This window comes from Geminicoccus sp. (assembly GCF_035556675.1).
Classification (GTDB): domain Bacteria; phylum Pseudomonadota; class Alphaproteobacteria; order Geminicoccales; family Geminicoccaceae; genus Geminicoccus.
Window position 1 is genome coordinate 1 of sequence record NZ_DATMFZ010000359.1, and the last position, 25,621, is coordinate 25,621.

Here is a 25,621-nt window from a genome sequence, read left to right on the forward strand (position 1 = left end):
CCAGGTTACGCACAGCAAGACGCTGGACGACCTTCCGGACGGCGCGTTCGTCACGCTTGCCGATGCCCCGGACGTGCCGCTCCTCCTCTGGGAAGGCAGCCTCCATCCCTGGAGCCAGGGGGGCTATGCAGTGCCCCGTGCGGTTCGGCCCGACACGCCAGCCCGGGTCCTCACGCCCATGCCGACCGTGGCGACGCTGCGCGCCGGCTATCGGCCGCTGGTGGGTGTCCTGCCGGCAGGTTGAACGGCGCCCATTCCCGACCTGGTAGCTACGCCCGCATTGTCCTGATCGGAGGATCACAGCTGCATGCCCGCGGGAGCGGGCCGGCCTGCGGCGGGGTCGTCCTGATCGGGGCTTGGAGGTGGTGGGCGCGACAGGGATCGAACCTGTGACCCCTACGATGTCAACGTAGTGCTCTACCGCTGAGCTACGCGCCCGTCCTGATCGGCGGTGGCGAGCGGATAGCGTTTGTCGGCGGCGCTGGCAAGTGCCGGCTGCAGGAATCCGGATGGTTTCGCCTTCTGTCGGCGTTGTGGCACGGTCCCGGCCGTGGTTGCATCGGCAGGGCTCTCCCGGATGCGGTGATGATCGATCCCTTCGCTCTCGTGCGGCCAGCCGGCCTCGGCCTGCCGGTCCTGCTCTCCTCGCCGCACAGCGGCCGCCATTATCCCGAGCAGGCGCGCCGCCGGCTGGGCGTGGCCCCGGCGACCCTGGCGATCCTGAACGACGGCCCGGTCCACGAGCTGCTGGACGCGGCGGTGGCGGCCGGCGCCACCTTGCTGCGCGCCCGCTGGAACCGCACCTGGATCGACCTCAACCGGGATCCCGCGGAGTTCGACGAGGACGCGATCGACGGCCTGCCGATGGGTGTGCGGCCATGCCGGTCGCTGCGCGTGCAGGCCGGGCTGGGCTTGGTGCCGACACGGCTGGGCGAGCGGCGCATCCATCTGCGCCGGCTGGCTTTTGTCGAGCTGGCCGAGCGGATCGCAGGGGTGCACCAGCCTTATCACGCGGCGCTGGAGCGGGAATGCCGGCGGCTGGCGGGCGGGTTCGGCCAGATGCTGCTGCTGGACTGCCATACCATGCCGGGCCCGTGCGGCGGTGCCGGGGCGCTGCCGGACATCGTGCTGGGCGACCGGTTCGGCCGGAGCTGTGCCGGTCCGCTGGTGGCCGCGGCGGAAGCCTCGCTGCGCGACGCCGGCTTCACCGTGGCGCGCAACCGGCCCTTCGCGGGCGGCTGGATCACCAAGCGGCACGGCCAGCCGGAGCGGGGCATGCATGCCCTGCAGCTCGAGCTCTGCCGGCAGCGCTTCTTCACGGCCGACTGGCAGCAGACCGGCGCAGCCCCCGCGCTGCGCCGGGCATTGGCCGCACTGGTCCGGGAACTCGCCGCGATGCTGCCCCCGGCAAGGCCGCTGGCCGCGGAGTGAGCAGGCGGGCTTCAGCCGGTCCGGCGCTTGCCGGCTCGGGCTGGCCCGGAGCTTGCAAGATATTGCGGCATGTCCAGGACCATGCCCCTCCTCCTCGCCCTCGTCGCCCTGTTCCTGCCGCTCGCGGCCGGCTCCAGTCCGGCCACCCTCGCCGAGGAAACGGCAAGAACTGCCGCCCTCTGCCTGGATGCGGCAAGACGTGCCGAGCGCTTGGCCGACCTGCCCGAGGGCATCGTGACCGGGATCATGCTCGCCGAGACCGGGCGGTGGAGCAAGGCGCAGCGGCGCAGCTATCCCTGGCCCTGGACGGTCACCTCGGGCAACGAGGCCTGGTATGCGGACAGCCGTGCGGCCGCGATCGCCACAGTGCGCCGCCTGCAGGCCGAAGGCCGGCGCAACATCGATGTCGGCTGCATGCAGATCAACCTGTACTGGCATCCCGACGCGTTCCGGACGATCGAGGAGGCGCTCGATCCGATCCGCAACGTCGCCTATGGCACGGCCTTCCTGGGCGAGCTCCATGCCGAGCACGGTAGCTGGCGCGCGGCGGTGGCCGCCTATCACAGCCGCGATCCGGAACGCGGCCACACCTATCTGGCGCGGGTCGAGAAGCTGCAGGAGCAGTACCGCTCGTGGGGCGAGGAGGTCGTGGCCCGCGCCGATGCCGCACCCACCGGCATGAAGCTGTTCGGGCGGCTGGCACCGGCACGCCCGCTGTTCGGCGCGGACGACACGCCCCGGCAGCGCGCCGTTGCCAAGGGCGGGCTGCTGCTGGCCGCCCTGGCGCCCCCGGTCGGGGTGGCCGCCCTGCCCGCGCCGGGCAGCCTGATCCGGCTCCGCCGCGACCTGGAGGGCGGCCGGGTCGTGCCCGCCCGCTCCTTCCTGTTCTCCGGTACGGCCTCGGCATCGTTCCCGGCCGTGGAGCGTTGACCCGCCGCGGTACCGACGCCAGCGTGTCTGGCTAGAAGCGTGGACACGCGGGGCAAGGTGCATGGCGGGCGGCGAGGACGACCCTGAGCAGGATTTCTGCGAGCGGCTGGACCGGCTGCTTGGCGAGGCGATGGGCCTGGTCCAGGCGACCAAGCACTATCTGGAGCGTCGGCCGGCCGGCGCCATGCCGGTTGCGGGCGAGCTCGGCCATCTGTGCGAGCTCGACCGGGTGACCTGCCGGCTGGGCCTCGTGATCGGCTGGCTCCTGCGGCGCAAGGCCGAGCTGGCCGGCGACGGGCCGGCCGCGGCCGCCATCGAGGACGACCCGCACTGCCTGCAGCAGCCGGCCCTGGCGGAGCTGCCGCCCGCCTTGGGCGCATTGCTGGACGCGAGTGCCGTCCTGTATGGCCGGACCGTGCGGATGGCAGCGGCCGGGGAGTGCCGCCCGGACATCCTGCACTGATCATCCGATCGGCCGGCCATGGCCCGGGCAGCCTACGGGACGAGCGGCTGGCGGGCCATCAGCGGCCGGTGCTGGCGGCCGTCCGGGCCGAAGTTCCGGGGGTCCAGCCAAGCGGTGAAGGCTGCATCCAGTGCCGGCCATTCCTCCGCGAGGATCGAGTACCAGGCCGTGTCGCGGTTGCGGCCCTTGACCACCAGGTGCCGGTAGAAAATGCCTTCGTGGCGAAAGCCGAAGCGCAGGGCGGCCCGCCGCGAGGGCAGGTTCGCGGCGTCGCACTTCCACTCGATCCGGCGGAACCCCAGTGCCACGGCGTGGCGGATCAGGAGATGGATCGCCTCGGTGGCGGCGGTCCGGCGGCGCAGCTCACTGCCGAACCAGACATGGCCGATCTCGATCGAGCCCCCTGCCGGATGGATGTTGAGATAGCTGGCCATGCCCAGCGCGCGGCCGGCCGGATCGCAGATCGCGAAGAACATGGGCTCGGCCGTACCGGCCAGGGGCTGCAGCCAGGCCTGCATCGCGTCCTGGTCGGCGAACGGCCCGTAGGCCATGAAGCGCCAGCGCTCCGCCTGGCCCGGCCCATGCCCCGCCCGGAACAGGTCCGGCCCATGCTGGTCGGGATCGAGCGGCTCCAGGCGCACCGTCCTGCCGACCAGCGCTGCCCGGGCCGGCGGCTGTGCCGGCGGCAGTGGTGCCACCGCCGCGGTCGACAGCCGCCGCCGGCAGACCGGCTCATGCCCCTCGGGCTCGATCATCGCACCCGTTCCACCTCGAACAGGCGCGGCGGGCGGACAAATGCCTCCTGTGCCGCCACCAGCTCGATCTCGCGCGCCCCCTGCTCATGGGTCAGCCTGACCAGCTCGTACATGGCCGAGACCGTCCGCTGCAGGACCTCTGGGATGTCGTCGCTGGCCAGCCGGTTGCCCAGCACCAGTGCCGTGGTTGCATCCCCGGTGCCGTTCACGGTCAGCGGCAGCTTGGGCGTGCGCACCAGCCAGCTGCCCGCAGCCGTATCGGCGAGCACCACGATTTCGTCGACGGCACCCGGCAGCTCCAGGCTGGTCACCACCACGAGGCTCGGACCGCGCTGCCGCACCTGGGCAGCACCGGCCAGCGCGTCCTCCAGGCTGTCGATCGAACGGTCCGCAAGAAAGGCCAGCTCGAACGCATTGGGCGTGACGATGTCGGCCTGGGGCACGGCCTGATCGCGGAAGAATTCCGGGATCCCGGGCCGGACGAAGAAGCCGCGGCCGACATCGCCCATCACCGGATCGCAGGCATAGAGCGCGCCGGGTCGTGCCGCACGGATCCGGGCGACCGTCTCCAGCACGGCAGCGCCGAGCTGCGGATCACCCAGATAGCCGGACATCACCGCCCGGGTGCGGGCGAATGCGCCGCGCTCCTCCACGCCCTGCAGGATCTCGCGGATCTGCTCGACGCTGTTGGCACTGCCCTTCCAGGTACCATAGCCGGTGTGGTTGCTGAACTGCACCGTGTTGACCGCCCAGACCTCGTGGCCCAGCCGCTGCAGCGGGAATACCGCCGCGCAGTTGCCGACATGGCCATAGGCCACGTGCGACTGGATCGACAGGATGCCCTCGCGCGCCACGACCGCTTCTCCCGGATGCTCCGCCCGGCCGCGACGCTAGGTCCAGTCCGGGACGCGCAAAAGGCCCAGTTTGCCCGGGTACGGTCGATTTCCCGTACGGCCCCCGCTGCTGGGACATGGACAAGTGCCGGCGGGCACGCCACCTGGAAGGCGGCTGGGCAAGGGGAGCCGGACGATGAGATCACCGCAGGACATGCGGGTGGACTATGCGCGCGCTGAGCTGGACGAGGCCAGTGCCGGCATGGACCCGCTGGCCCTGTTCGGCCGCTGGTTCCAGGAAGCCAGCGCGAGCGGCCTGGCCGAGCCGAACGCGATGGCGGTGGCGACCGTCGATGCCAGCGGCCAGCCGTCCTGCCGCATGGTGCTCCTCAAGCATTTCGGCGCGGATGGCTTCGACTTCTTCACCAACACCGAGAGCCGCAAGGGCCAGGAGCTCGCCGGCAATCCGCAGGCGGCACTCCTGTTCTGGTGGGACGTGCTGCATCGACAGGTGCGCATCGAGGGACCGGTGAGCGCGGTGCCGGCCGCGGAAGCCGATGCCTATTTCGCCAGCCGGCCGCTGGGCAGCCGGATCGGCGCCTGGGCGTCCAGGCAGTCCCATCCGGTGGCCGACCGGGCGCAGCTCGCCCGGCAGGAAGCGGAGGCGCGCGACCGGTTCGGCGACACCCCGCCCCGCCCGCCGTTCTGGGGCGGCTACCGGGTGCGGCCCGTGACGATCGAGTTCTGGCAGGGCCGCCCTAGCCGGCTGCATGACCGGCTGTGCTACCGGCGCCTGGCGGGCGGTGACTGGCAGCGCGAGCGCCTGAATCCCTGAGCCCCGGCCGGGGGCGTCGGGGCAGGCTCCCAAGCGACCCGAGCGCGCGCCCCATGCGGGCAATGCTTGCGTATGCCGCGACGAGCGGCCATCTCCTGGCCCTGGCCAACTCCACCGGAGCCGCGACGTGCAGGATCAGAAGGTCGTGTTCATCACGGGCGCGTCCCGTGGCATTGGTCACGCTACCGCCAAGTACTTCGTCAAGCAGGGCTGGCGCGCGGTGACCTGCTCGCGGGACGCGGTGCCGCCGCAATGCGGCCGGGGCGAGCGGCACATGCATATCTGCGCCGATCTCGCCGACCTCTCCAAGCTGCCCGAGGTGGTGGCGGAACTCGAGGACCTGCTCGACGGCGGGCCGATCCACGCCCTGGTCAACAATGCCGGCTACTCGCCCAAAGGCGAGGACGGCCACCGCCTGGGTGCGCTGGAGAGCGACCTGGACGTGTTCCAGAAGGTGTTCGCGATCAACTTCTTCTCCTGCGCCTGGTTCGCGCGGGAGATGGCGCCGAAGCTCGCCGAGACCTCCGGTGCCATCGTCAACATCACCTCGATCGCCGGCAGCCGGGTCCACCCGTTCGCCGGCACCGCGTACGCGACCTCCAAGGCGGCACTCACCGCGCTGACCCGCGAACTGGCCGCCGACCTCGCCCATCTGCGCATCCGCGTGAACGCGGTCAGCCCCGGTGAGATCAACACGGCGATCCTCTCGCCCGGCACCGAGGCGCTGGTGGAGCGGATCCCGATGCGGCGGCTGGGTTCGCCCGAGGAGGTGGCCGCGGTGGTCCACTATCTTTGCAGCGACCAGGTCTCCTACATCACCGGGGCCGAGATCCCGGTGAACGGCGGCCAGGACGTCTACTGAAGCTCGACCGGCCGCCAGTTGCGCGCCACCGCAGCGGTCCCTGCCAGGAGCAGGGCAGCCAGCACCAGGCCCAGCACGACCAGCAGGGGCTGGTCCGGCAGGCTGGCACCGGTCGCGCGGAGCGGGGCCGGCATGATACCGAACGCCAGGAAGGCCGCGATGCTGCCGAGCAGGACCCCTGGCAGGCCCGCCGCGACGATCAACAGGATCACCAGTCGACCCATCCGTGTCTCCCCCGAGACCCGGTTGCACCTGAGGTTGGGCCTAACAGATTTCGACAACTGTTGGAACGTTTCCGATCCCCTGCCCCGATCCCGGGCCAGGGGATCGCGCCGCCCTTCCCGCCTCGCGGCGCCACGAGCTTCGGCGCAATTTTATGTAATTTTCTGAATAGTTTAGCCCAGAATGTTATTGTTGCCCGGGGTGCAGGGCCACATTAACCGTGAAGGCGAACGGTGGCTCCATTCTTCGCCGCCGCCCCACCGGAGCGGGAAGCCTATGCAACGTCGTGGCCCGGAGCCGAGATTCCGCGTGCTGCTGGTGAGCGATCACCGGCAGGAACCGGAAGAGGTCGGCCGGCTCCTTCGCCGCGCGGGCTTGGCGCTCGCCTGCCTCGAGCACACCGCTACCCTCGCCGATGCGATCGGCCTGCTGGCCGATCAGGCGATCGGTGCCGTGCTGCTCGACCTGTGCACCGCCGATGCCGGGGGGCTGTGCGGTCTGGTCCGCCTCCAGTCGATCGCACCCGGCCTGCCGATCCTGGCCTATGCCGGGCCGCATGACGCCTCTCCGCTCGATCAGGCTCATGCCGTGACCTGCCTGCAGCGAGCAGCGCGCAAGCGCGAGCAGGACCGCCGCCTGGCGCATGTCGCCACCCATGACCGGCTGACCGGGCTGGCCAATCGCTGGCTGCTGGAAGAGCGGCTGAAGCGCGCGGTCGCCCAGGCCCGGCGCAGCGGCCAGGCCGGCTGCGTCTATTTCTTCGACCTCGACGACTTCAAGGCGGTGAACGACCGGCTGGGCCATGAGGCCGGCGACCATCTGCTGCAGTCGTTCGGCAACCGTCTGCTGCGCTCCCTGCGCGCCACCGACACGGTCGCGCGGCTGGGCGGCGACGAGTTCGTGGTGGTGATGGACCGGATCGGCGACCGCGCCAATGGCGAGCGGGTCCGTACCCGGCTACAGCGGCTCCTGTCCCTGCCGCATGCCATTCCCGGCCATGAGGTCCAGACCAGCGCCAGCATCGGCATGGCGCTGTTCCCCGACGAAGGCGACGACCTGGACGCGCTGCTGCGCGTGTCCGACCGGGCGATGTACCACGACAAGCAGCGTCACGCCGTTCAGGCCGGCTCGTAGCGATCCACACCGTCGGGATCAGTGGTCCGCCGGACCTGCCCGCTCGCCACCAGCCGGTTCAGGTGCGCCAGGGTCTCGCCCAGGGCGAAGCCCAATTGGTGGAGGTCCAGTGCGCGGGGGAACAGCACGGCCGTCACCTCCCAGGCACTGGGCCGCTGCCGGCAGGCGGCGAGCGTTGCGTCCAGCCGCTCCGCGTGATGGGCCTGCAACTGCGCGATCCGCTCGTGCAGGCCGATGAAGGGCAGCTTGTGCGAGGGCAGCACCAGGGTCTCGGGGTCGAGCCCGGCATAGAGATCCAGCGAGCGGAGAAATCCGCCCAGCGGATCGGCCGCCGGCTCGGACGGCCAGACCGCGACATTGGGCGAGATCCGCGGCAGGACCTGGTCGGCGGCGATCAGCAGGCGCCGCTCGGCGGCGTAAAGTGTCACCTGCTCCGGGCTGTGCCCTTCCCCGATGATCACCTCGAACCGGCTGCCGCCGAGCCGGACCGTCTGGCCGGCCTGCAGCCGGGTGAAGCGGTAGGGGAGCGGGTCGACGCCCTGCCGGTACTTGTTGCCGCGGCTGGCGCGCCGGGCCAGCAGTTCCTCCGGTACGCCACACGCCCGGTCGAACTGGCGGCCGCTCTCGACGAATTCCTCACTGCTGTCCACCGCCAGCATCCGGGCGGTCAGCCACTCGGTCCGGCTCATCAGGAGCTCCGCACCGGTCTGCGCCACCAGGGAGCCGACATTGCCGGCATGGTCCGGATGGAAATGGGTTGCCAGCACGCGCCGGATCGGTCGGCCCGCCAGGAACCCGGTGGTCAGGCGCTGCCACACCGCCTTGGTCGGCGCGTCGCCCAGGCCGGTATCCACGAGCGTCCAGCCGTCGCCGTCGTCGACGATCCACAGGTTCACATGGTCCAGCGCGAAGGGCAGCTTCAGGCGCAGCCAGAAGATCCCTTCCGCGACCAGCGCCGGCTCACCGGCCTCGGGTACCGCCATCGGAAAACGCAACGCCTCTTCTCCCACTGAGCTGCACCTCTCTCGTCCGGCCGGAGCAATTCCGCTATCTGAACCTGGAGCGCCATCGGGCAATGCCCGGCCAGCAGGACCCAGGACATGACCAGCAGCGCCGAAACCCCGCCCGCACCGGCCGACCTCGTCCGCCGGCTGATGCGCGAGCGGCCCACCGTGGCGCTCGGCACCATGCTGCCGGGCGGCGCGCCCTATGTCTCGCTCGCCCTGGTGGCACTGGCGCATGACGCGAGCCCGCTCCTGCTCCTCTCGCGCCTGGCCGAGCACACCCGCAACCTCGACGCCGACCCGCGCATCTCGCTCCTGTTCGACGGCACGGCCGGCCTGGCCTCGCCGCTCACCGGGCCACGCGCCAGCGTCCAGGGGCTCGCGGTCCGCAGCGACGACAAGCTGCTCCTCGAACGGTTCGTCCAGCGTCATCCGGACGCCGCGACCTATGCGGGCTTTGCAGATTTCGGCCTGTTCCGGGTGACGGTGCAGCGCGCCCATCTGGTGGCGGGCTTCGGCCGGATCCACTGGGTGGAGGGGGCCGACCTGCTGCTGGATACCGCGTCACACCAGGCACTGGCCGCCGCCGAAGCCGGCATCCTCCGCCATATGAACGAGGACCATGCCGATGCGGTCGACCTCTATGCGACAGCGCTCGGCGGCAGCGGCACCGGCTGGACGCTCACCGGCGTGGATCCGGAAGGGGCGGATCTGCGCCGGGGCGGCCAGGTGCTGCGCCTCCCCTTCGCCCGCCTGGTCGGCGATGCCGGCAGCGTCAGGGAGGCGCTGGTCGATGCGGTCCGCCGGGCGCGCGACGGCAGCCTCGCTTCCGGCTGAGCCCCGCCCGTCAGAGTGCTGCCAGTACCTCGTGACCGCCCTCCCAGGTCATCTTGAGCGCCACGAACAGGATGATCAGCAGGCCGACCCAGGCGAGCCAGCGGTGGCGCTCCATCCAGCGCGCGATGAAATTGGCCGCCACGCCCATGAGCGCGATCGACAGGATCAGGCCGAAGATCAGCGCCGGCAGATGGTCCTTCGCCACGCCGGCCACTGCCAGCACGTTGTCCAGCGACATCGACACGTCGGCCACGGCGATCTGGAACGAAGCCGCGGCGAAGGTCTTGCGTGCGACCGGCACGTCGCCAGGGTCGACTTGGTCGGCATGATGCCCCTCGCGGAGCTCCCGGTACATCTTGTAGGAGACCCAGAGCAGGAGCAGGCCACCGGCAAGCAGCAGGCCCACGATCTGCAGGAGCTGCACGGCGACCAGGGCGAAGGCCACCCGGAAGATCAGGGCCAGCACCACGCCCAGCAGGATCGCCCGGCGCTTCTGCACATCGGGAAGACCCGAGGCGAGCTGTCCAACCACCACCGCATTGTCGCCGGCAAGCGCGATGTCGATCAGGACGATCGTGAAGAACACATAGAACTCGGCGAGAAGGCTCTCTGGCATGGACGCTCCGCGATTGACGCCGGGCCGATTAGCAGATCCAGCCGGCGGGGCCAGTTGAAAACCGCTCATCTGGCGTTCTTGACCCGGGAGGTCCAGGCGCGGCAGATCGCCCGATCATGACCGACCGTTCACCTGCCAGCCTCACGCTCGTCCTGGGCGGCGCCCGCTCCGGCAAGAGCCGCTATGCCGAGGCACTCTGCCTGGAAGCCGCTGGCGACCCGCTCTATCTGGCGACCTCCCAGCCGCTCGATGCCGAGATGGCGGCGCGGGTGGCACGGCACCGGGCAGAGCGCGACCGGCGCTGGCGGACGGTCGAGGAGCCGCTCATGCTGGCCGAGCGGCTGGCGGAGCTGGCAGCGCCCGGACGTATCGTGCTGGTGGAATGCCTGACCTTGTGGCTCACCAACCTCATGGTGGCCGGGCGCGACGTGGCGGCGGAGTCGGCCGGGCTCGTTCGGTTGCTGCCGGATCTGGCGGGCCCGGTCGTCCTGGTGTCCAACGAGGTCGGCCAGGGGATCGTGCCGGCGAACGCCATGGCGCGTGAATTCGTCGATCATGCCGGCCGGCTGCACCAGGCGATCGCCCGGGCAGCGGACCGGGTGGTGCTGCTGGTGGCCGGGCTGCCGGTGATGGTGAAGGGCTGAGGTTTTCTTGAAGGGCGACGCATGAGCAAGATCCAGGCGACGGTGATCACGGGCTTTCTCGGCAGTGGCAAGACCACGCTGATCCGCCACCTGCTCGCCAACGCCGCTGGCCGGCGCCTCGCCCTGGTGATCAACGAGTTCGGCGAGCTGGGCGTGGACCGGGAGGTTCTGCTGGGCTGCGGCGATGTCACCTGCCGCGAGGAGGACGTGGTCGAGCTCGCCAATGGCTGCATCTGCTGCACAGTCGCCGACGACTTCCTGCCGACCATGGAGAAGCTGCTGGCGCTGGATCCGCCGCCGGACCACATCGTGATCGAGACCTCGGGGCTGGCCCTGCCCAAGCCGCTGGTCAAGGCCTTCGCCTGGCCGGGCATCCGCGACCGGGTGACGGTGGATGGGGTGGTGACCGTGGTGGATGCCGCCGCGGTGGCGAGCGGCCTGTTCGCGCCGGATCCGGCCGCGGTCGCCCGCCAGCAGGCGGCCGACCCGAACCTCGACCACGAGACGCCGCTGGAGGAGCTGTTCGAGGAACAGGTCGGCTGCGCCGACCTCGTGGTCCTGAACAAGGCCGATCTGGTGGCCGAGGCCGACTGGCCAGCCGTGGACGGCACGGTGGCGCAGGACCTGCGCCCGCAGGCACGCACGGTGCGCGCCGTGTCGGGCCGCCTGCCGGTCGAGGTGGTGCTGGGGATCGGTGCAGCAGCCGAGACAGACCTGGCCAGCCGTCCCTCCCATCACGACGGGGTGGAGCACGACCATGACGACTTCGAGAGCTTCGCCGTGGCCCTGCCGCCGATCGCCGATCCGGAGCGGATCGCCGCCGAGCTCGGCCGGATCGCCGACCAGTTCCGCGTGCTGCGCCTGAAGGGGTTTCTCGAGGTCGCCGGCAAGCCGATGCGCCTCGTGATCCAGGGCGTGGGCGGCCGGGTGACCCAGGCCTATGACCGGGCTTGGCGGGCCGACGAGCCGCGCCTGTGCCAGCTGGTGGTGATCGGCGAGAAAGGCCTGGACCAGGCAGGCATCACGACGGCGATCCGCGCCGCCGCCTGACCATGCATCTCCTGCCGGCCGACGCGGCGGCCAGCCTGAACGAGGACGTGCCGGTCGATCTCGACCAGGCACCGGCCGAGCTGGTGGTCGCCTCGTTCGCCGACACCGAGCTCGCCTGCCTGGCAGCGGCCCTCGACCGGCTGGCCGCAGCAGCTCCGGATGGCGGCCTGCCCGAGACACGGCTGGCCCCCCTGCGCCTGCTGCGCCATCCCATGTCGGTCGATCTCTGGGTCGAGCGGACCCTGGCCCACGCCCGGCTGGTGGTGCTGCGGCTGATCGGCGGCCGGTCCTACTGGTCCTATGGCCTGGAGCAGGTGGTGGCCGCCTGCCGGGCGCAGGGCGTGGCGCTGGCAGTCCTGCCGGGCGACGACCGCCCGGACCCGTCCCTGGACGGCTGGTCGACCCTGCCACGCGCGACCTGCGAGCTGCTCTGGCAGTGCCTGGCCGAGGGCGGCGTCGAGAATGCCAGCCGCTTCCTAGCCAATGCCGTAGACATCCTGGCCGGCAGGCCGGCCACCGGGCGAGCAACGCCCCTGCCCCGGATCGGCCTGTACCGCGCGGGCCGCACCTTCACTGCACCACACACCGCCTGGGCCAACGCCGATCCGCCGGTCCGGGCCGTGGTCCTGTTCTACCGGGCGATGCTGCTCGCCGGTGACCTCCAACCGGTCGACCGGCTGATCGAGGCGCTGGCCGGCCACGGCATCGGCGCGGTCGGCCTGTTCGTGTCCAGCCTGAAGAACCCGGCCGAGGCGGCGCTCGCCCGCGAATGGTGCCAGACCGTGTGCCCGGGCATCCTGCTCACCGCCACCGGCTTTGCCACCGCGAGTGCCGAGACCGGCTGGACGACCCCCTTCGACGCGCTGGACGTCCCGGTCATCCAGCTCGTGCTGGCCGGCTGCGGCGAGCCCGCCTGGCGGGACAGCCCGCGCGGCCTGCCGCCGGTCGACCTCGCCATGCAGGTGGCGCTGCCCGAACTGGACGGCCGGCTGCACGGCCCGGTGATCGCGTTCAAGGACGGCGGCAGCCGGCACGAGCCCAGCCAGTGCCGGATCGTCCGCTGGCAGGCCTCCGCTTCCGGCATCGCCCGTGCAGCGACGCAGGCCGCTGCCTGGCTGCGGCTGCGCGACACCCCGCCCCGCGACCGGCGGGTGGCCCTGGTGCTGGCCAACTACCCGGTCCGGGACGGCCGGCTGGCCAACGGCGTCGGCCTGGACACACCCGCCTCCGCGATCGCGATCCTGAAGGAGCTGAAACAGGCTGGATACAATATCCAATCCATCGCGGACGATGGGGACGCGCTGATCCGGTCACTCCAGACCGGCGTCACCAATGTACCGCCGCAGGCGGATCTTCCGGCCGACGGGAAGAACCAGTCCGCCGAGGCCGAAGAACCTGCCGGGACCAGGCGTCAGGTGCGGGTCCGGGTCGAACTGGAGCGCTACCGGGACTGGTTCGCCCGGCTGCCGGACGAGGTGCAGGGCGCGGTGACGGAGCGCTGGGGTAGCGCGGAGGCCGATCCGTTCTGCCGGGACGGCGCCCTGCTCCTTCCGGTCCTGCCGCTCGGCCAGGTTGTGGTCGCCCTTCAGCCGGCGCGCGGCTACGAGATCGATCCGGCCACGAGCTGGCACGACCCGGCCCTGGTGCCGCCGCACCGCTATCTCGCCTTCTATCTCTGGCTGCGTCATGGCTTCGCCGCCCATGCCGTGGTCCAGGTCGGCAAGCACGGCAACCTGGAATGGCTGCCGGGCAAGGCCACCGGCCTGTCCGATGCCTGCCACCCGGCCGCCCTGCTGGGGCCCATGCCGCTGGTCTACCCGTTCATCGTCAACGACCCGGGCGAAGGCAGTCAGGCCAAGCGGCGCACCAGCGCCGTGATCATCGACCACCTGACCCCACCACTGGTCCGCGCCGGCCTGCACGGCGACCTCCAGACGCTGGAGAACCTGCTGGACGAGTATGCGGAGGCGCGCGACCTCGACCCGAAGCGGGCGGGGCTGGTGGCGCGCTCGATCGTCGAGGAAGCGTCGCGGCTGCGGCTCGACCGTGATCTGGCCGCAAGCGGGGGCCGGCCGGACGATGAAGTGGTGGCGCTGGATGCCTGGCTGTGCGAGCTGAAGGAGCTGCAGATCCGTGACGGGCTGCACGTCCTGGGCCAGAGCCCCTCCGGCCGGCAGCGGGCCGAGCTGCTGGCGAGCCTCGCCCGCCTGCCGCGCGGCAGCCGCCCGGGCGATGCCTCGCTGACCCGGGCGCTGGCGGCCGATCTGGGGCTGACCGGCTTCGATCCGCTCGCGGCGGATGGGCTGGCCGCCCCTTGGTCCGGCCCCCGCCCCGCTGTGCTGGCCGAGCTCCTGCCGGCACCCTGGCGCACCGCCGGCGACACGGTGGAGCGGCTGGAGGCCCTGGCGCTGGCCCTGCTGGCCGAAGAACGCCCGGCACCGCCGGCCTGGACTGCCACAGCCGCGGTGCTGGCCATGTTGCAGGCCGAGATCGCCCCGGCGCTGGACCGCTCGGGGCCTGCGGAGCTGGCGGCACTCCTGGCGGCACTGGACGGGCGCTTCGTCCGCCCCGGCCCCTCCGGCGCCCCCAGCCGCGGCCGGCCGGACGTCCTGCCGACCGGGCGCAACTTCTTCTCGGTCGACTGCCGTGCCCTGCCCACGCCCGCCGCCTGGCGGCTGGGCTGGGCCTCGGCCGGTGCCGTCCTGCAGCACTATGCCGAGCGCCATGGGGAATGGCCGAAAGCGCTGGTCCTGTCCGCCTGGGGCACGGCCAACATGCGCACCGGCGGCGACGACATCGCCCAGGCCCTGGCCCTGCTGGGCTGCCGGCCGGTCTGGGACGGTGCCGGCGGCCGGGTCACCGGCGTGGAGGTGATCCCGCTGGACCAGCTCGGGCGGCCCCGGGTGGACGTGACCTTCCGGGTCTCCGGCTTCTTCCGTGACGCCTTCCCCCAGCAGATCGAGCTGATCGACCAGGCAGCCCGGCTGGTGGCGGGCCTGGACGAGCCAGCAGACCAGAACCCGCTGGCAGCCCATGTCGCGGCCGAGGTGGCGCGGCTCGCCGCCACCGGCGAACCGCCGGAGCGGGCTCGCCTGCGCGCCAGTGCCCGCGTGTTCGGCAGCCGGCCCGGTGCCTATGGAGCGGGGCTCCAGGCGCTGATCGACGAGCGCCACTGGCAGGACGATGGCGACCTCGCCGCCGCCTATCTCGCCTGGGGTGCGCATGCCTATGGCAGCGGCCGCGAGGGCCTGGCCGACGGCGACCAGCTGCGCCGTCGGCTGGAGCAAAGCCAGCTCGTGCTGCACAACCAGGACAATCGCGAGCACGACCTGCTCGACAGCGACGACTACTACCAGTTCGAGGGCGGCGTGATCGCGGCGATCCGGCATTTCAGCGGCCGCCAGCCGGAAGCCTTCCATGTCGACCACAGCCGGCCGGAGGCACCGAGACCCAGGCGGCTCGCCGAGGAAATCAGCCGGATCGTGCGCGGGCGGGCAGCAAACCCGCGCTGGATCCAGGGCGCCATGCGCCACGGCTACAAGGGGGCGTTCGAGATGGTGGCGACCGTCGACTATCTGTTCGCGTTCGCGGCCACCGCGCGCGTGGTCGAGGACCATCATTTCGACCAGCTGTTCGACGCCTACCTGGAGGACACGGCGGTGCGTGAATTTCTCCAGCACGCCAACCCGGAGGGGCTTCGCGAGATGGCCGCGCGGTTTGCCGAGGCGATTGACCGCGGCCTGTGGCATCCTGCGCGCAACAGCGTGGCGATGCGGCTGGCCGATCTGCTCGCCCTGCCGGTATCCAGCGGCTAGTTCTTGCGAAACGAACCCGACGGAGGCGCTGAACCCATGCTGCTCGGCTGTATCGCCGATGATTCCACCGGTGCCACCGATCTCGCCGCCGTGCTGGTCCAGGAAGGCATGCGCACGGTCCAGACGATCGGCGTGCCCGCGCCGGGCACCGATCCCGGCGAGGTCGATGCGCTCGTGGTGGCGCTGAAATCGCGCTCGATCCCGGCCGCCGAGGCCGTGCGCCAGTCACTGGACGCGCTGCGCTACCTGCAGGAGCGCGGGGCCCGGCAGATCCTGTTCAAGTACTGCTCGACCTTCGATTCCACACCCGAGGGCAATATCGGCCCAGTGGCGGAAGCGCTGATGGCGGCGCTGGGTACCGAGCAGACCATCGTCTGCCCGGCCTATCCGACCCTGCAGCGCTCGATCTTCCGCGGCCATCTGTTCGTCGGCGACCGGCTGCTCAACGAGAGCGGCATGGAGAAGCACCCGCTGAACCCGATGACCGATGCCGACCTGGTCCGCGTGATGGCGGCGCAGAGCCGGCGCAAGGTCGGGCTGGTGCGCTACGACACCGTGCACCAGGGTGCCGACGCGGTACGCCGGCGCATGGCCGAGCTGGCGGCCGATGGCATCGCCCATCTGGTCACCGACGTCACCGACGATGCCGACCTGCGCATCCTGGGCGAGGCCGCGGCGGAGCTGCAGCTGGTCACCGGCGGCTCCGGCATAGCATTGGGCCTGCCGGAGAACTTCCGCAAAAAGGGCCTGCTCGGCCGCCACGCGGCAGGCACCCTGCCGGAAGTGCACGGGCTGGAGGCGGTGCTGGCCGGCAGCTGCTCGGTCGCGACCCGCGGCCAGGTCGCCGACTTCAAGAGCAAGCGCCCGGCCTTCCGGCTCGACCCGCAGACCCTGGCGGACGGCGACGCGCAGATCGAGGCGGCCCTGGCCTTCGCCGCCGAGCACATGCCGGGCGGTCCGGTCCTGCTCTACGCCACCGCTGAGCCCGGCGAGGTGGCGGCCGCTCAGGCGGTGCTCGGGCGCGAGCGCGCCGGCGAACTGGTCGAGCGGGCGATGGGCCTGCTCGCAAAGGGCCTGGTCGAGCGGGGCGTCCGCCGCCTCGTGGTCGCGGGCGGGGAGACCAGCGGCTCGGTGATGGCAGCGCTCGGGGTCTCCGCGCTCCGGATCGGCGAGAAGATCGACCCAGGCGTGCCCGCCACGGTCTCGATCGGCGACGAGCCTCTGGCGCTGGCGCTCAAGTCCGGCAATTTCGGCACCCCGGACTTCCTGACCAAGGCGTTCGGCGCCATGCCGGGAGGCCGGCCGTGAGCGCCGAGGCGAAGCTGCGCGAGCAGATCTGCACGATCGGCCGCTCGATCTTCGACCGCGGCCTGACCTCCGGCTCCACCGGCAACATCAGCGCGCGGCTGGATGACGGCACTTGGCTGATGACGCCCACCAACGCCTCGCTGGGCCGCCTCGATCCTGCCCGCATCAGCAGGCTGGACGCGAACGGCAACCTCCTTTCCGGCGACCCGCCATCCAAGGAGATCCCGCTCCACTCCGCGATGTACGACGAACGCAGCTCGGCCGGCGCCATCGTCCATCTCCACTCGACCCACTCGGTCGCCGTCTCGATGCTGCCCGAGGTCGACCCGGACAACGTCCTGCCGCCGCTCACCGCCTATTACTGCATGCGCTGCGGCCGGGTCCCCCTCCTGCCCTACTTCATACCAGGGGATCCGGCCCTCGGCGACGCGATCCGCGGTGTGGCCGGCAAGGCCAGCACCGTGCTCCTCGCCAATCATGGGCCCGTGGTCGCCGGCAAGGACCTGGAGGCCGCCACCAACGCGGTCGAGGAACTGGAAGAGACCGCCAAGCTCTACCTGATGCTCCGCAATCTGAACCCGCGCCTGCTGACGCCGGAGCAGGTCGCGGAGATCGAGCATAAGTATCCGATCAAGTAACCACCAGGATACGCCATCCAGCGGCAGCAACGCTCCTCAAGCACCGCTGCCGCGGCATGTCCCGCTGGCCGGCGCAATGGCCGACAATATCTCTTCCTGCCAGTTCTGGCACAGGCATTCCGCGCCAACTGTCATCTGATCGTGCTATAGTCTGAGCGTCAGTATGCAGCCATGCCGATGGCAGCAGGGAGGACGCAGCAATGGCCATCAATCTCGTCGTCAACGGCGAGCGGCACGAGGTCGACGTGCCGCCGGAGATGCCGCTTCTGTGGGTAATCCGGGACGTCATCGGCCTCACCGGCACCAAATATGGCTGCGGCATCGCCCAGTGCGGTGCCTGCACCGTCCATCTGGACGGCGTGGCGGTCCGCTCCTGCGGCCTGCCCGTCGGGGACGTGACGGGCGCGGTGACCACGATTGAGGGGCTGAGTGCTGCCGGCGACCACCCAGTGCAGAAGGCATGGGCGGAGCACGACGTGCCGCAGTGCGGCTACTGCCAAACCGGCCAGATCATGGCGGCGGTGGCGATGCTGCAGGAGACACCCAGGCCCAGCGACGCCGACATCGACGCGGTCATGACCAATATCTGCCGCTGCGGCACCTACCAGCGCATCCGCGCGGCGATCAGGACGGCGGCGGAGGCCATCTGACATGCTGACGATCGAGAATGTGAGCCGCCGCGGCGTCCTCAAGGGCCTGGCGGCAGGGACCGGTGCTCTCGTGCTTGGGGGCAGGCTGCTGGCCAGCAGCCGGGCACTCGCGGTGCCGGTGGGATCGACACCGTTCACGCCCAACGTGTTCGTGTCGATCGACCTCGATGGCGGTGTCACCCTGATGGCGCACCGCTCGGAGATGGGCCAGGGCATCCGCACCAGCCTCGCCCAGATCCTCGCGGACGAACTTGAGGCAGATTGGGCGCGTGTGATCGTGCGGCAGGCCGATGGCGACGAGAAGTACGGCGACCAGTACACCGACGGCTCGCGCAGCATCGTCAAGAACTTCCAGCGGCTGCGCGAGTTCGGCGCCGCTGCACGGATGATGCTGGAGCAGGCGGCGGCTCAGAGTTGGGGCGTCGACCCGGCCGAGTGCAAGGCGCAGAACCACAAGGTGGTTCATGCGTCCAGCGGGCGGAGTGCGGATTTCGGCGAACTGGCCTCGGCCGCGGCCGAGCTGGCCGTGCCCGAGCCGCAGGCGCTCAAGCTCAAGGACCGCAAGGACTGGCGCTACATCGGCAAGCCGGTCCGCAACGTCGACCTCGGCGACATCGTCACCGGCAAGGCCGTCTTCGGCATCGACGTGCGCGTCCCCGGCATGAAGTACGCCTCGGTCGAGCGCTGCCCGGTGCTGCTCGGCAAGGTGCGATCCTACGACTCTTCGGAGGCGCTGAAGGTGCCCGGGGTCGAGCGGGTGGTCGAGATCCCGGCGGTAAGCGAGCCGGTCGAATTTCAGGCCCTGGGCGGTATCGCCGTGGTGGCGAGCAACACCTGGGCCGCGGCGGAAGGCCGGAAGCGGCTGAAGGTCGAGTGGGACCTCGGTCCGAACGCCGGGTACGAGTCGAGTGCCTATCGCGCATTGCTCCAGGCCACCGCGACGAAGCCCGGCGACATCCGCCGCATGGAGGGTGACGTCGATGCGGCGTTCGGCAAGGATACCAAGGTAGTGGAGGCCAGCTACTGGTCGCCCCACTTCGTGCACGCGCCGATGGAGGTGCCAGCCGCCGTCGCAGATGTCCGGGAGGACGATGCCGAGGTCTGGGCCTGCTGCCAGGACGGACAGTCGCTGCGCAAGACCGTGGCTACCGCGATCGGGATGGACCCGACCAACGTCACCGCCCACGTCACGCTTCTGGGTGGCGCCTTCGGCCGCAAGTCCAAGCCCGACTTCGGCGCAGAGGCCGCAATCGTCTCCAAGGCGATCGGCGCTCCGGTGAAGGTCACCTGGACCCGGGAGGACGATGTCCGGCACGGCTATTACCACGCTGCCGCCGCTCAGCATGTCCGCGCGGCAGTAGGCGATGACGGCCTGCCGACGGCCTGGTGCCACCGCAGCGTGTTTCCCTCGATCATGTCGATCTTCGTGGCCGGCCAGAAGAAGCCCGACGCCTGGGAGGTGGATTTCGGCCTCACCGACCTGCCCTACAACATCCCGAACATCTGCCTCGAAACCGGAGAGGCCGCGGCGCATGTGCGGGTGGGCTGGAAGCGCTCGGTGCAGAACATCTTCCACGCCTTTGCGATCGAATCGTTCGTCGACGAGCTCGCGGAGGCAGCGGGCCGCGAGGACCGGGTCGCGTATCTCCTGGAGCTGATCGGGCCGCCGCGGCACGTCGACTTGGCCAAGGCCGGGGTGAAGGACTACTTCAACTACGACAACTCGGTGGAACTCTACCCGATCGACACCGGCCGGCTGCGCAACGTGGTGGAGCTCGCGGCGGAGAAGGCGGGCTGGAACCGGCAGCCAGGCCCGCGCCGCGGCATGGGCATCGCGGCGCATCGAAGCTTCCTCACCTATGTGGCCACGATCGTCGAGGCCGAGGTGGCGCCCGACGGCACGGTCGCCATTCCGCGTGTGGTGATGGCGGTGGATGCCGGGACGGTGGTCAACCCCGACCGGGTCAGGGCGCAGATGGAGGGTGCCTGCACCTATGCGATGAGCGCCGCGTTCTTCGGCGAGATCACGGCCAGGGATGGCGTGGTCCAGCAGCACAATTTCGACGACTATCCGGTTGCCCGGATGAGCGACGCGCCACGCCAGATCGAGGTACACTTGGTGGAAAGCGACGCGTTGCCGGGGGGCGTGGGCGAACCGGGCGTGCCGCCGTTCGCGCCGGCCCTATGCAACGCGATCTTCGCCGCGACCGGCAAGCGGGTCCGCAGCCTTCCGATCGTGCATACCGACCTGAAGGCGATCTGATCACCCTCCTGACCGCCGCACGCCACAAGCACATCGAGGCCGGCACAACGAGATAGAACGAGAAAGCCCTGCCGATCGCGGGATCGGCAGGGCCTCTGGCATACGCGCAACCAGGGAGGCGACGGCCGTGTCGGCAGCCAGCCCCTGGTCACACGGTCATGGGCTCAGGCCTGGATCACTTCCTGGCGCTGCTCACCCAGGCCCTCGATGCCCAGGCGCATGACCTGGCCGGCCTTGAGGTAGATCGGCTCGGGCTTCTGGCCCATGCCCACGCCCGGCGGGGTGCCGGTCGAGATGATGTCGCCCGGCTGGAGCGACATGAACTGGCTCAGATAGTGGACGATGTGCTTCACGTCGAAGACCATCGTCTTGGTCGAGCCGTTCTGATAGCGGTGCCCGTCGACCTCCAGCCACATGTGGAGGTTCTGCGGGTCCGGCACCTCGTCGCGGGTGACGAGCCACGGCCCGGTCGGGCCGAACGTGTCGCAGGACTTGCCCTTGGTCCACTGGCCGCCGCGCTCGGCCTGGAAGGCCCGCTCGGAGACGTCGTTGATCACGCAGTAGCCGGCGACGTAGTCGAGCGCCTCGGCCTCGCTGACATAGGACGCGGTCTTGCCGATGATCACGCCGAGCTCGACCTCCCAGTCGGTCTTCACCGAGGTCCGCGGGATCTTCACCTGGTCGTTCGGGCCGATGATCGCCGAGGTCGCCTTCATGAACACGACCGGCTCACTCGGCACCGGCAGGTTGCTCTCCGCGGCGTGGTCCGCATAGTTCAGGCCGATGCAGATGAACTTGCCGGTCCCGCCCACGCAGGGGCCGAGCCGGGTACCTTCCGGCACCTTGGGCAGGCTGGCCGGGTCGATCGCCCGGAGCTTGGCCAGCCCGTCCTCGGAAAGCACCGCGCCGGCGATGTCGGGCACGACGCCTTCCAGCGAACGGATCACCCCGTCCTTGTCCACGATACCGGGCTTCTCGGCCCCAGGCGCGCCGTACCGCACGAGCTTCATCTGCGCTCCATCCTCCCAACGAGTGTCCGGGCAAGCCTCTAGCCCCTATTCCGCGGCTTTTGAAGCCTGCCGGACGTGCCGGCTGGCGGCGATCAGGGCCCGGGCCTGGGGCGAGCCGGCCACGCCGGCATCGAGGGCGTCCCGGCTGAGCTCCTCCACGATCCGGCCCCGATCCATCACCAGGACGCGCGGGCACATGTGCGCCACCACAGCCAGGTTGTGGCTGACCAGGATGGCGGTGAGGCCACGCCGCCGCTGGATGCCCGTCAGCAGGTTCAGGATCTCCGCCTGCACCGACACGTCCAGGGCGGAGGTGGGCTCGTCCAGCAGCAGGATCGAGGGCTCGGGCAGCAGCGCCCGTGCGATTGCCACGCGCTGGCGTTGCCCGCCGGACAGCTGGTGCGGGTAGCGGAAGCGCACCTCCGCCGGCAGCCCGACATCTGCCAGTGCCTGCGGGATCAGCCGCCCGGGATCGCCCAGGCGGTGGATCGAGATCGGCTCGTCCAGGATCGCGTCAATCGTGTGGCGCGGATGGAGCGAGCCGTACGGGTCCTGGAATACCATCTGCACGTCGCGGCAGAACGCTAGGTCGCGCCTACTGCCCGCCAGCCGTCGCCCGGCCACCGCCACCTTGCCCTGCCAGTCGCCGACGAGCCCGGTCAGCACGCGCAGCACGGTCGACTTGCCCGATCCGCTTTCGCCGACCAGGCCCAGGCAGGCGCCACGCTCGGCGCTCAGGCTCACCTGGTCCAGCGCCTTCAGGGCGCGGTAGCGGACCGTCAGGCCCTGAATCTCGATGGCGGTGCTCATGGGGCCGCCCAGGACGGGTCACGCTGCAGCACCGGCAGCTCCTGGCGGCGGTCGCCCAGCCGCGGGACGCAGGCGAGCAGCCCCTGCGTATAGGGATGCCGCGCCCGTGCCAGGTCGTGGGCCGGCAGTTCCTCCACGATGCGGCCGGCATAGAACACCAGCACCCGGTCGCAGAAGGCCGCGACCAGATCGAGGTCGTGGCTGACCAGGACCAGGCCCATCCCGCGCGCGGTGACGAGCTCGTCCAGCGTCTCCAGGATCCCGGCCTCCACGGTGGCATCCAGGGCCGAGGTCGGCTCGTCGGCCAGCAGCAGCTCCGGATCGGGCGCCAGCATCATGGCGATCATGGCGCGCTGCCCCATTCCGCCCGAGATCTCGTGCGGGTAGAGCCCGAACACCCGCTCCGGCTCGCGGATATGAACGGCGTCCAGCGCTTCGATCGAGCGCCGGCGCGCTTCGGCCCGCCCCAGCCGGTGATGGGTGCGAAAGGTCTCGGCCAGCTGCGCGCCCACGGTCATCACCGGGTTCAGCGCGTGGCGCGGATCCTGCAGCACCATGGCGATGCGGCGGCCGCGCAGCCGCGCCCGCGCCCTGGCACCGGCGCGGGTCAGGTCCTGCCCGGCGAAGGCCAGCCGCGCGGCGCTGACCCGGCCGGGCGGCGGGATCAGGTCCAGGATGGCCCGCGCGGTCATCGACTTGCCCGACCCGCTCTCGCCGACGATGCCGACCTTCTCCCGGCCGACGGTAAAGCTCACGCCGCGCACCACCTCGCGCAGGCCGTCCTGCCCAGGGAAGGCCACCCGCAGGTCCGCCACCTCCAGAAGCGGTGCGCTCATCGCCCCTGGCTCCGCGGGTCCAGCACGTCACGCACACCGTCGCCGATCAGGTTGAAGGCCAGGCTCACCAGGAAGATCGCAGCACCCGGCATGGTCGCGACCCACCATTGGTCGGTCAGGAACTCGCGCCCGGTCGCGACCATCGCCCCCCATTCCGGAGACGGCGGCTGGGCGCCAAGGCCCAGGAAGCCCAGGCCCGCCGCGATCAGGATCATGCCGGCCAGGTCCAGGGTCAGCCTGGCCAGGATGGTGGACACGGTGAGCGGCAGGAGATGGCGGACCAGGATGCGGCCGTGCGAGGCCCCCTGCAGCCTGGCCGCGGCGATGAAGTCCTGGCGGCGCAGGGTCAGGGTCTCGGCGCGGGCCAGCCGCGCATAGGGCGGCCAGGCGGTGGCCGCGATCGCGATGATCGCGTTCTCGATGCCGGGCCCCAGTGCCGCCACCAGTGCCAGGGCCAGGACCAGGCGCGGGAAAGCCATGAACACGTCGGTGACCCGCATCAGCACCCGGTCGATCCAACCGCCGCGATAGCCGGCGACGATGCCGACCGCGAGGCCGATCGGCGCCACGGTGACCGCGGCCAGCGCCACGATCGCGAGCGTGATCCGGCTGCCCCAGATCACCCGGCTCAGGATGTCGCGGCCCAGCTGGTCGGTGCCGAACGGATGCTCCGCCGAGGGCGGCAGCAGCCGGCTGGCCAGGTCCTGCGCATCCGGTGGATAGGGCGCCAGCAAGGGGGCGAACAGCGCCACCAGCAGGAGGACGGCCACCACCACCAAGCCGATCGCCGCCAGCGGGTTGGCAAGCAGGGCGAGCGTGCCCCGGTAGAGCCGGCCGGCACGTGCCTGGCCGCGGGAAGCCGGGGTGGCCGTGGTCAGCCAGGCGATGACTGCGCTCATCGCGCCCTCGGGTCGACCAACGTGTAGAGCAGGTCGGACAGCAGGTTCAGACCGATGAACACCAGGCCGATCACGATGGTGGCCCCCAGCACCGCAGTGAGGTCGGCCGAGAACAGCGACTGGGTGATGTAGAGGCCCAGGCCCGGCCAGGCGAACACCGTCTCCGTCAGCACCGCCCCCTCCAGCAGATAGGCATAGGACAGGGCGACCGTGGTGATCAGCGGCACCATGATGTTGCCCAGCACGTGCCGCCAGATCACCCGGCGCTCGGACAGGCCCTTCACCCGCGCCGCAATCACGTATTCCTGGCCGAGTTCGGCCAGCATCAGGGAGCGGGTCATCCGCGTGATGTAGGCGAGCGACAGGTAGCCCAGCACCGAGGCGGGCAGGACTAGGTGCCAGAACGCATCGACGAAGGCGGCATGGTCGCCGGCCAGGAGGGTGTCGACCAGCATCAGCCCGGTCACCGGCTCGATCGAGTATTCATAGATCACGTCGATCCGCCCAGGCCCCGCCACCCAGCCGAGCTCGGCATAGAACACCAGCAGGCCGACCAGGCCCAGCCAGAACACCGGCACGGAATAGCCGGCCAGTGCCACGACCCGGATCAGCTGGTCCTGCCAGCGCCCGTGCCGGGTGGCAGCCAGCACGCCCAGCGGCACGCCCAGGAGCACGCCGATCAGGGTAGCCGCGGTCGCCAGCTCCAGCGTGGCCGGGAAGAACCGGGCGATGTCGTCGAGCACCGGCTGGCCGCTGAGCACGGAGTTGCCGAAGTCGCCCTGCAGCGTGTCGCCCAGGTAGCGCAGGAATTGCTGCCAGAGCGGCAGGTCCAGGCCCAGCTCCAGCGCGGCCTGGGCGCGGACATGCTCGGGCGCCCGGTCGCCGACCACGGCCAGGAGCGGATCGACCGGCACCACCCGGCCGATGAAGAAGGTGACCACCAGCAGCCCGAACACCGTCAGGACTACCGAGAGGATCAGGGACAGCGCGCGGCTCGACAGGCGGAGGAGGGCGCTGTGCGCCCTGGCCTCCTCCGCCGGCGACCCGATCGGACCGTCGCTCTGCTGCGCGACCGCCACCCGGCTAGCTCTTCGTCACCCCGGAATAGTTCACCGTGTCGAAGGTCGGGCCGGAGATGAAGCCGTCGACATTGGCGCGCAGCACCGTGTTCTCGACCTGCTGGAACAGCAGCACATAGGCGCCGTTGCGCTGCACCTCCTTCTGGATCTCCAGATACGCCTGCTCGCGCGCCTCGGTGTCGAGCTCGAGTGCTGCCGCGTCGGTGGCCTCGGTCAGCTCCGGGATGTCCCAGGCGTTGCGCCAGGCCACGGTCTTGCTGGCGGCATCGTCGCCATTGTCCGGGTTGCGCGCGAAATAGTCGGTGGTGGAATGCGGGTCGAGATAGTCCGGCGACCAGTACATCAGCACCATGTCGTGATTGCGGGCGCGGTACTTGGTCAGGACCTGCTTCTGGTCGGACTGGATCAGCTCCACGGTCACGCCGGCTTGGCCGAAGCTGCCCTGGATCGCCTGGGCCATGTCGATATAGGGCGAGGTGTTCGGCACATCGAAGGTGATCTTGAGGTCCGGCCCCGCCCCGGATTCCGCGAGCAGCGCCTTGGCCTTCTCGATGTCCAGCTTGTAGGGGTTGTCGTTGAGTGCGCCGAACGTGCCTTCGCCCAGGAAGGACTGGTGCACCTGCCACTGGCCCTTGAGCAGGTTGGTCACCATGCCCTCGTAGTCGACGGCATGGCGCAGGGCTTCCCGCACCTTCGG

General features: G+C 70.6%; 25 protein-coding genes, 1 tRNA gene and 1 pseudogene. 15 read left to right on the forward strand and 12 right to left on the reverse strand.

Translation table 11 applies throughout. The features are described 5' to 3' along the window. A pseudogene (locus VNS22_RS25450) lies at positions 1 to 244 on the forward strand (hypothetical protein); the annotation flags it as partial. Between the two features lie 119 nt (positions 245 to 363). Here VNS22_RS25450 and VNS22_RS25455 read toward each other — a convergent pair. Then, a tRNA-Val gene (locus VNS22_RS25455) sits at positions 364 to 438 on the reverse strand. Positions 439 to 585: 147 nt separating this feature from the next. Between VNS22_RS25455 and VNS22_RS25460 the strand changes: the two genes are divergently transcribed. From VNS22_RS25460 to VNS22_RS25470, 3 genes are all read left to right on the forward strand, one after another. Then, entirely contained in the window at positions 586 to 1,431 is an 846-nt protein-coding gene (locus VNS22_RS25460) for an N-formylglutamate amidohydrolase (protein WP_325737530.1), read from the forward strand. Positions 1,432 to 1,512: 81 nt separating this feature from the next. Beyond that, entirely contained in the window at positions 1,513 to 2,361 is an 849-nt protein-coding gene (locus VNS22_RS25465) for a transglycosylase SLT domain-containing protein (RefSeq protein WP_325737532.1), read from the forward strand. 61 nt (positions 2,362 to 2,422) lie between these two features. Further along, positions 2,423 to 2,824: a DUF1465 family protein gene (locus VNS22_RS25470; RefSeq protein ID WP_325737534.1), complete on the forward strand. Its 402-nt coding sequence runs from the start codon at positions 2,423 to 2,425 to the stop codon at positions 2,822 to 2,824. A 32-nt stretch (positions 2,825 to 2,856) separates the two neighbouring features. Here the strand turns inward: VNS22_RS25470 and VNS22_RS25475 are convergent, their stop codons facing one another. Together VNS22_RS25475 and pdxY are read right to left on the reverse strand one after the other, a co-directional pair. Then, positions 2,857 to 3,579: a GNAT family protein gene (locus VNS22_RS25475; protein WP_325737536.1), complete on the reverse strand. Its 723-nt coding sequence runs from the start codon at positions 3,577 to 3,579 to the stop codon at positions 2,857 to 2,859. Then, the gene (gene pdxY / locus VNS22_RS25480; protein WP_325737538.1) at positions 3,576 to 4,433 is read right to left on the reverse strand and encodes a pyridoxal kinase PdxY; all 858 of its coding nucleotides are present in this window, start codon (positions 4,431 to 4,433) and stop codon (positions 3,576 to 3,578) included. The genes VNS22_RS25475 and pdxY overlap by 4 nt, the downstream gene beginning before the upstream one ends. 175 nt (positions 4,434 to 4,608) lie before the next feature. Between pdxY and pdxH the strand changes: the two genes are divergently transcribed. Together pdxH and VNS22_RS25490 are read left to right on the forward strand one after the other, a co-directional pair. Then, positions 4,609 to 5,247, forward strand: coding sequence for a pyridoxamine 5'-phosphate oxidase (gene pdxH / locus VNS22_RS25485; protein ID WP_325737540.1), 639 nt, complete (start codon positions 4,609 to 4,611; stop codon positions 5,245 to 5,247). Positions 5,248 to 5,374: 127 nt separating this feature from the next. Beyond that, complete coding sequence (locus tag VNS22_RS25490) at positions 5,375 to 6,109, forward strand: SDR family NAD(P)-dependent oxidoreductase (protein WP_191060460.1); 735 nt, start codon at positions 5,375 to 5,377, stop codon at positions 6,107 to 6,109. Here the strand turns inward: VNS22_RS25490 and VNS22_RS25495 are convergent. After that, complete coding sequence (locus VNS22_RS25495) at positions 6,103 to 6,333, reverse strand: hypothetical protein (protein ID WP_325737544.1); 231 nt, start codon at positions 6,331 to 6,333, stop codon at positions 6,103 to 6,105. The two genes, VNS22_RS25490 and VNS22_RS25495, sit on opposite strands and share 7 nt — an antisense overlap. 274 nt (positions 6,334 to 6,607) lie before the next feature. On the opposite strand from VNS22_RS25495, the gene VNS22_RS25500 reads away from it, so the two are divergent. Further along, positions 6,608 to 7,465, forward strand: a complete 858-nt coding sequence (locus VNS22_RS25500; protein ID WP_325737546.1) for a GGDEF domain-containing protein — start codon at positions 6,608 to 6,610, stop codon at positions 7,463 to 7,465. Here VNS22_RS25500 and VNS22_RS25505 read toward each other — a convergent pair. After that, positions 7,450 to 8,460, reverse strand: a complete 1,011-nt coding sequence (locus VNS22_RS25505) for an MBL fold metallo-hydrolase (RefSeq protein WP_325737548.1) — start codon at positions 8,458 to 8,460, stop codon at positions 7,450 to 7,452. The genes VNS22_RS25500 and VNS22_RS25505 overlap by 16 nt on opposite strands. 105 nt (positions 8,461 to 8,565) lie before the next feature. Here VNS22_RS25505 and VNS22_RS25510 point away from each other — a divergent pair, with 105 nt between their 5' ends. Continuing rightward, positions 8,566 to 9,306, forward strand: a complete 741-nt coding sequence (locus tag VNS22_RS25510; RefSeq protein ID WP_325737550.1) for a HugZ family protein — start codon at positions 8,566 to 8,568, stop codon at positions 9,304 to 9,306. A gap of 10 nt (positions 9,307 to 9,316) precedes the next feature. Here the strand turns inward: VNS22_RS25510 and VNS22_RS25515 are convergent, their stop codons facing one another. Then, positions 9,317 to 9,922, reverse strand: coding sequence for a YjbE family putative metal transport protein (locus VNS22_RS25515; protein WP_325737552.1), 606 nt, complete (start codon positions 9,920 to 9,922; stop codon positions 9,317 to 9,319). A 116-nt stretch (positions 9,923 to 10,038) separates the two neighbouring features. On the opposite strand from VNS22_RS25515, the gene cobU reads away from it, so the two are divergent. From cobU to VNS22_RS25550, 7 genes are all read left to right on the forward strand, one after another. Continuing rightward, complete coding sequence (gene cobU, locus VNS22_RS25520) at positions 10,039 to 10,566, forward strand: bifunctional adenosylcobinamide kinase/adenosylcobinamide-phosphate guanylyltransferase (RefSeq protein ID WP_325737554.1); 528 nt, start codon at positions 10,039 to 10,041, stop codon at positions 10,564 to 10,566. A gap of 21 nt (positions 10,567 to 10,587) precedes the next feature. After that, positions 10,588 to 11,616, forward strand: coding sequence for a cobalamin biosynthesis protein CobW (gene cobW / locus VNS22_RS25525; protein WP_325737556.1), 1,029 nt, complete (start codon positions 10,588 to 10,590; stop codon positions 11,614 to 11,616). 2 nt (positions 11,617 to 11,618) lie between these two features. Next, positions 11,619 to 15,431 (forward strand): cobaltochelatase subunit CobN, encoded by a 3,813-nt coding sequence (gene cobN, locus VNS22_RS25530; RefSeq protein WP_325737558.1) that lies wholly within the window; start codon positions 11,619 to 11,621, stop codon positions 15,429 to 15,431. 36 nt (positions 15,432 to 15,467) lie between these two features. Beyond that, the gene (gene otnK, locus VNS22_RS25535) at positions 15,468 to 16,739 is read left to right on the forward strand and encodes a 3-oxo-tetronate kinase (protein ID WP_325737560.1); all 1,272 of its coding nucleotides are present in this window, start codon (positions 15,468 to 15,470) and stop codon (positions 16,737 to 16,739) included. After that, a complete protein-coding gene (gene otnC, locus VNS22_RS25540; protein ID WP_325737562.1) occupies positions 16,736 to 17,377 on the forward strand; it encodes a 3-oxo-tetronate 4-phosphate decarboxylase in 642 nt (213 codons plus the stop codon). The genes otnK and otnC overlap by 4 nt, the downstream gene beginning before the upstream one ends. Before the next feature lie 200 nt (positions 17,378 to 17,577). Then, positions 17,578 to 18,027, forward strand: coding sequence for a (2Fe-2S)-binding protein (locus tag VNS22_RS25545; RefSeq protein ID WP_325737564.1), 450 nt, complete (start codon positions 17,578 to 17,580; stop codon positions 18,025 to 18,027). A 1-nt stretch (position 18,028) separates the two neighbouring features. After that, positions 18,029 to 20,290: a xanthine dehydrogenase family protein molybdopterin-binding subunit gene (locus VNS22_RS25550; protein ID WP_325737566.1), complete on the forward strand. Its 2,262-nt coding sequence runs from the start codon at positions 18,029 to 18,031 to the stop codon at positions 20,288 to 20,290. A gap of 164 nt (positions 20,291 to 20,454) precedes the next feature. Here the strand turns inward: VNS22_RS25550 and VNS22_RS25555 are convergent, their stop codons facing one another. From VNS22_RS25555 to VNS22_RS25580, 6 genes are all read right to left on the reverse strand, one after another. Further along, the gene (locus VNS22_RS25555; protein WP_325737568.1) at positions 20,455 to 21,300 is read right to left on the reverse strand and encodes a fumarylacetoacetate hydrolase family protein; all 846 of its coding nucleotides are present in this window, start codon (positions 21,298 to 21,300) and stop codon (positions 20,455 to 20,457) included. A 45-nt stretch (positions 21,301 to 21,345) separates the two neighbouring features. Continuing rightward, the gene (locus VNS22_RS25560) at positions 21,346 to 22,110 is read right to left on the reverse strand and encodes an ABC transporter ATP-binding protein (protein ID WP_325737570.1); all 765 of its coding nucleotides are present in this window, start codon (positions 22,108 to 22,110) and stop codon (positions 21,346 to 21,348) included. After that, positions 22,107 to 22,946 (reverse strand): ABC transporter ATP-binding protein, encoded by an 840-nt coding sequence (locus tag VNS22_RS25565; RefSeq protein WP_325737572.1) that lies wholly within the window; start codon positions 22,944 to 22,946, stop codon positions 22,107 to 22,109. Before VNS22_RS25565 ends, VNS22_RS25560 begins: the two co-directional genes overlap by 4 nt. Next, entirely contained in the window at positions 22,943 to 23,845 is a 903-nt protein-coding gene (gene nikC, locus VNS22_RS25570) for a nickel transporter permease (protein WP_325737574.1), read from the reverse strand. Before nikC ends, VNS22_RS25565 begins: the two co-directional genes overlap by 4 nt. Beyond that, complete coding sequence (locus VNS22_RS25575) at positions 23,842 to 24,924, reverse strand: ABC transporter permease (RefSeq protein WP_325737576.1); 1,083 nt, start codon at positions 24,922 to 24,924, stop codon at positions 23,842 to 23,844. The genes nikC and VNS22_RS25575 overlap by 4 nt, the downstream gene beginning before the upstream one ends. A 4-nt stretch (positions 24,925 to 24,928) precedes the next feature. Continuing rightward, a partial coding sequence (locus VNS22_RS25580; protein WP_325737578.1) for an ABC transporter substrate-binding protein occupies positions 24,929 to 25,621 on the reverse strand: 693 nt, incomplete at its 5' end.

Bases quoted from the DNA above. Each gene is read 5' to 3' on its own strand.
- VNS22_RS25555 (WP_325737568.1), bottom strand. From the start codon at position 21,300: ATGAAGCTCGTGCGGTACGGCGCGCCTGGGGCCGAGAAGCCCGGTATC.
- VNS22_RS25545 (WP_325737564.1), top strand. From the start codon at position 17,578: ATGGCCATCAATCTCGTCGTCAACGGCGAGCGGCACGAGGTCGACGTG.
- cobU (WP_325737554.1), top strand. From the start codon at position 10,039: ATGACCGACCGTTCACCTGCCAGCCTCACGCTCGTCCTGGGCGGCGCC.
- otnK (WP_325737560.1), top strand. From the start codon at position 15,468: ATGCTGCTCGGCTGTATCGCCGATGATTCCACCGGTGCCACCGATCTC.
- cobN (WP_325737558.1), top strand. From the start codon at position 11,619: ATGCATCTCCTGCCGGCCGACGCGGCGGCCAGCCTGAACGAGGACGTG.
- nikC (WP_325737574.1), bottom strand. From the start codon at position 23,845: ATGAGCGCAGTCATCGCCTGGCTGACCACGGCCACCCCGGCTTCCCGC.
- VNS22_RS25475 (WP_325737536.1), bottom strand. From the start codon at position 3,579: ATGATCGAGCCCGAGGGGCATGAGCCGGTCTGCCGGCGGCGGCTGTCG.
- cobW (WP_325737556.1), top strand. From the start codon at position 10,588: ATGAGCAAGATCCAGGCGACGGTGATCACGGGCTTTCTCGGCAGTGGC.
- VNS22_RS25510 (WP_325737550.1), top strand. From the start codon at position 8,566: ATGACCAGCAGCGCCGAAACCCCGCCCGCACCGGCCGACCTCGTCCGC.
- VNS22_RS25560 (WP_325737570.1), bottom strand. From the start codon at position 22,110: ATGAGCACCGCCATCGAGATTCAGGGCCTGACGGTCCGCTACCGCGCC.
- VNS22_RS25460 (WP_325737530.1), top strand. From the start codon at position 586: ATGATCGATCCCTTCGCTCTCGTGCGGCCAGCCGGCCTCGGCCTGCCG.
- VNS22_RS25500 (WP_325737546.1), top strand. From the start codon at position 6,608: ATGCAACGTCGTGGCCCGGAGCCGAGATTCCGCGTGCTGCTGGTGAGC.
- VNS22_RS25550 (WP_325737566.1), top strand. From the start codon at position 18,029: ATGCTGACGATCGAGAATGTGAGCCGCCGCGGCGTCCTCAAGGGCCTG.
- VNS22_RS25495 (WP_325737544.1), bottom strand. From the start codon at position 6,333: ATGGGTCGACTGGTGATCCTGTTGATCGTCGCGGCGGGCCTGCCAGGG.
- VNS22_RS25470 (WP_325737534.1), top strand. From the start codon at position 2,423: ATGGCGGGCGGCGAGGACGACCCTGAGCAGGATTTCTGCGAGCGGCTG.
- VNS22_RS25515 (WP_325737552.1), bottom strand. From the start codon at position 9,922: ATGCCAGAGAGCCTTCTCGCCGAGTTCTATGTGTTCTTCACGATCGTC.
- VNS22_RS25465 (WP_325737532.1), top strand. From the start codon at position 1,513: ATGCCCCTCCTCCTCGCCCTCGTCGCCCTGTTCCTGCCGCTCGCGGCC.
- pdxH (WP_325737540.1), top strand. From the start codon at position 4,609: ATGAGATCACCGCAGGACATGCGGGTGGACTATGCGCGCGCTGAGCTG.
- VNS22_RS25565 (WP_325737572.1), bottom strand. From the start codon at position 22,946: ATGAGCGCACCGCTTCTGGAGGTGGCGGACCTGCGGGTGGCCTTCCCT.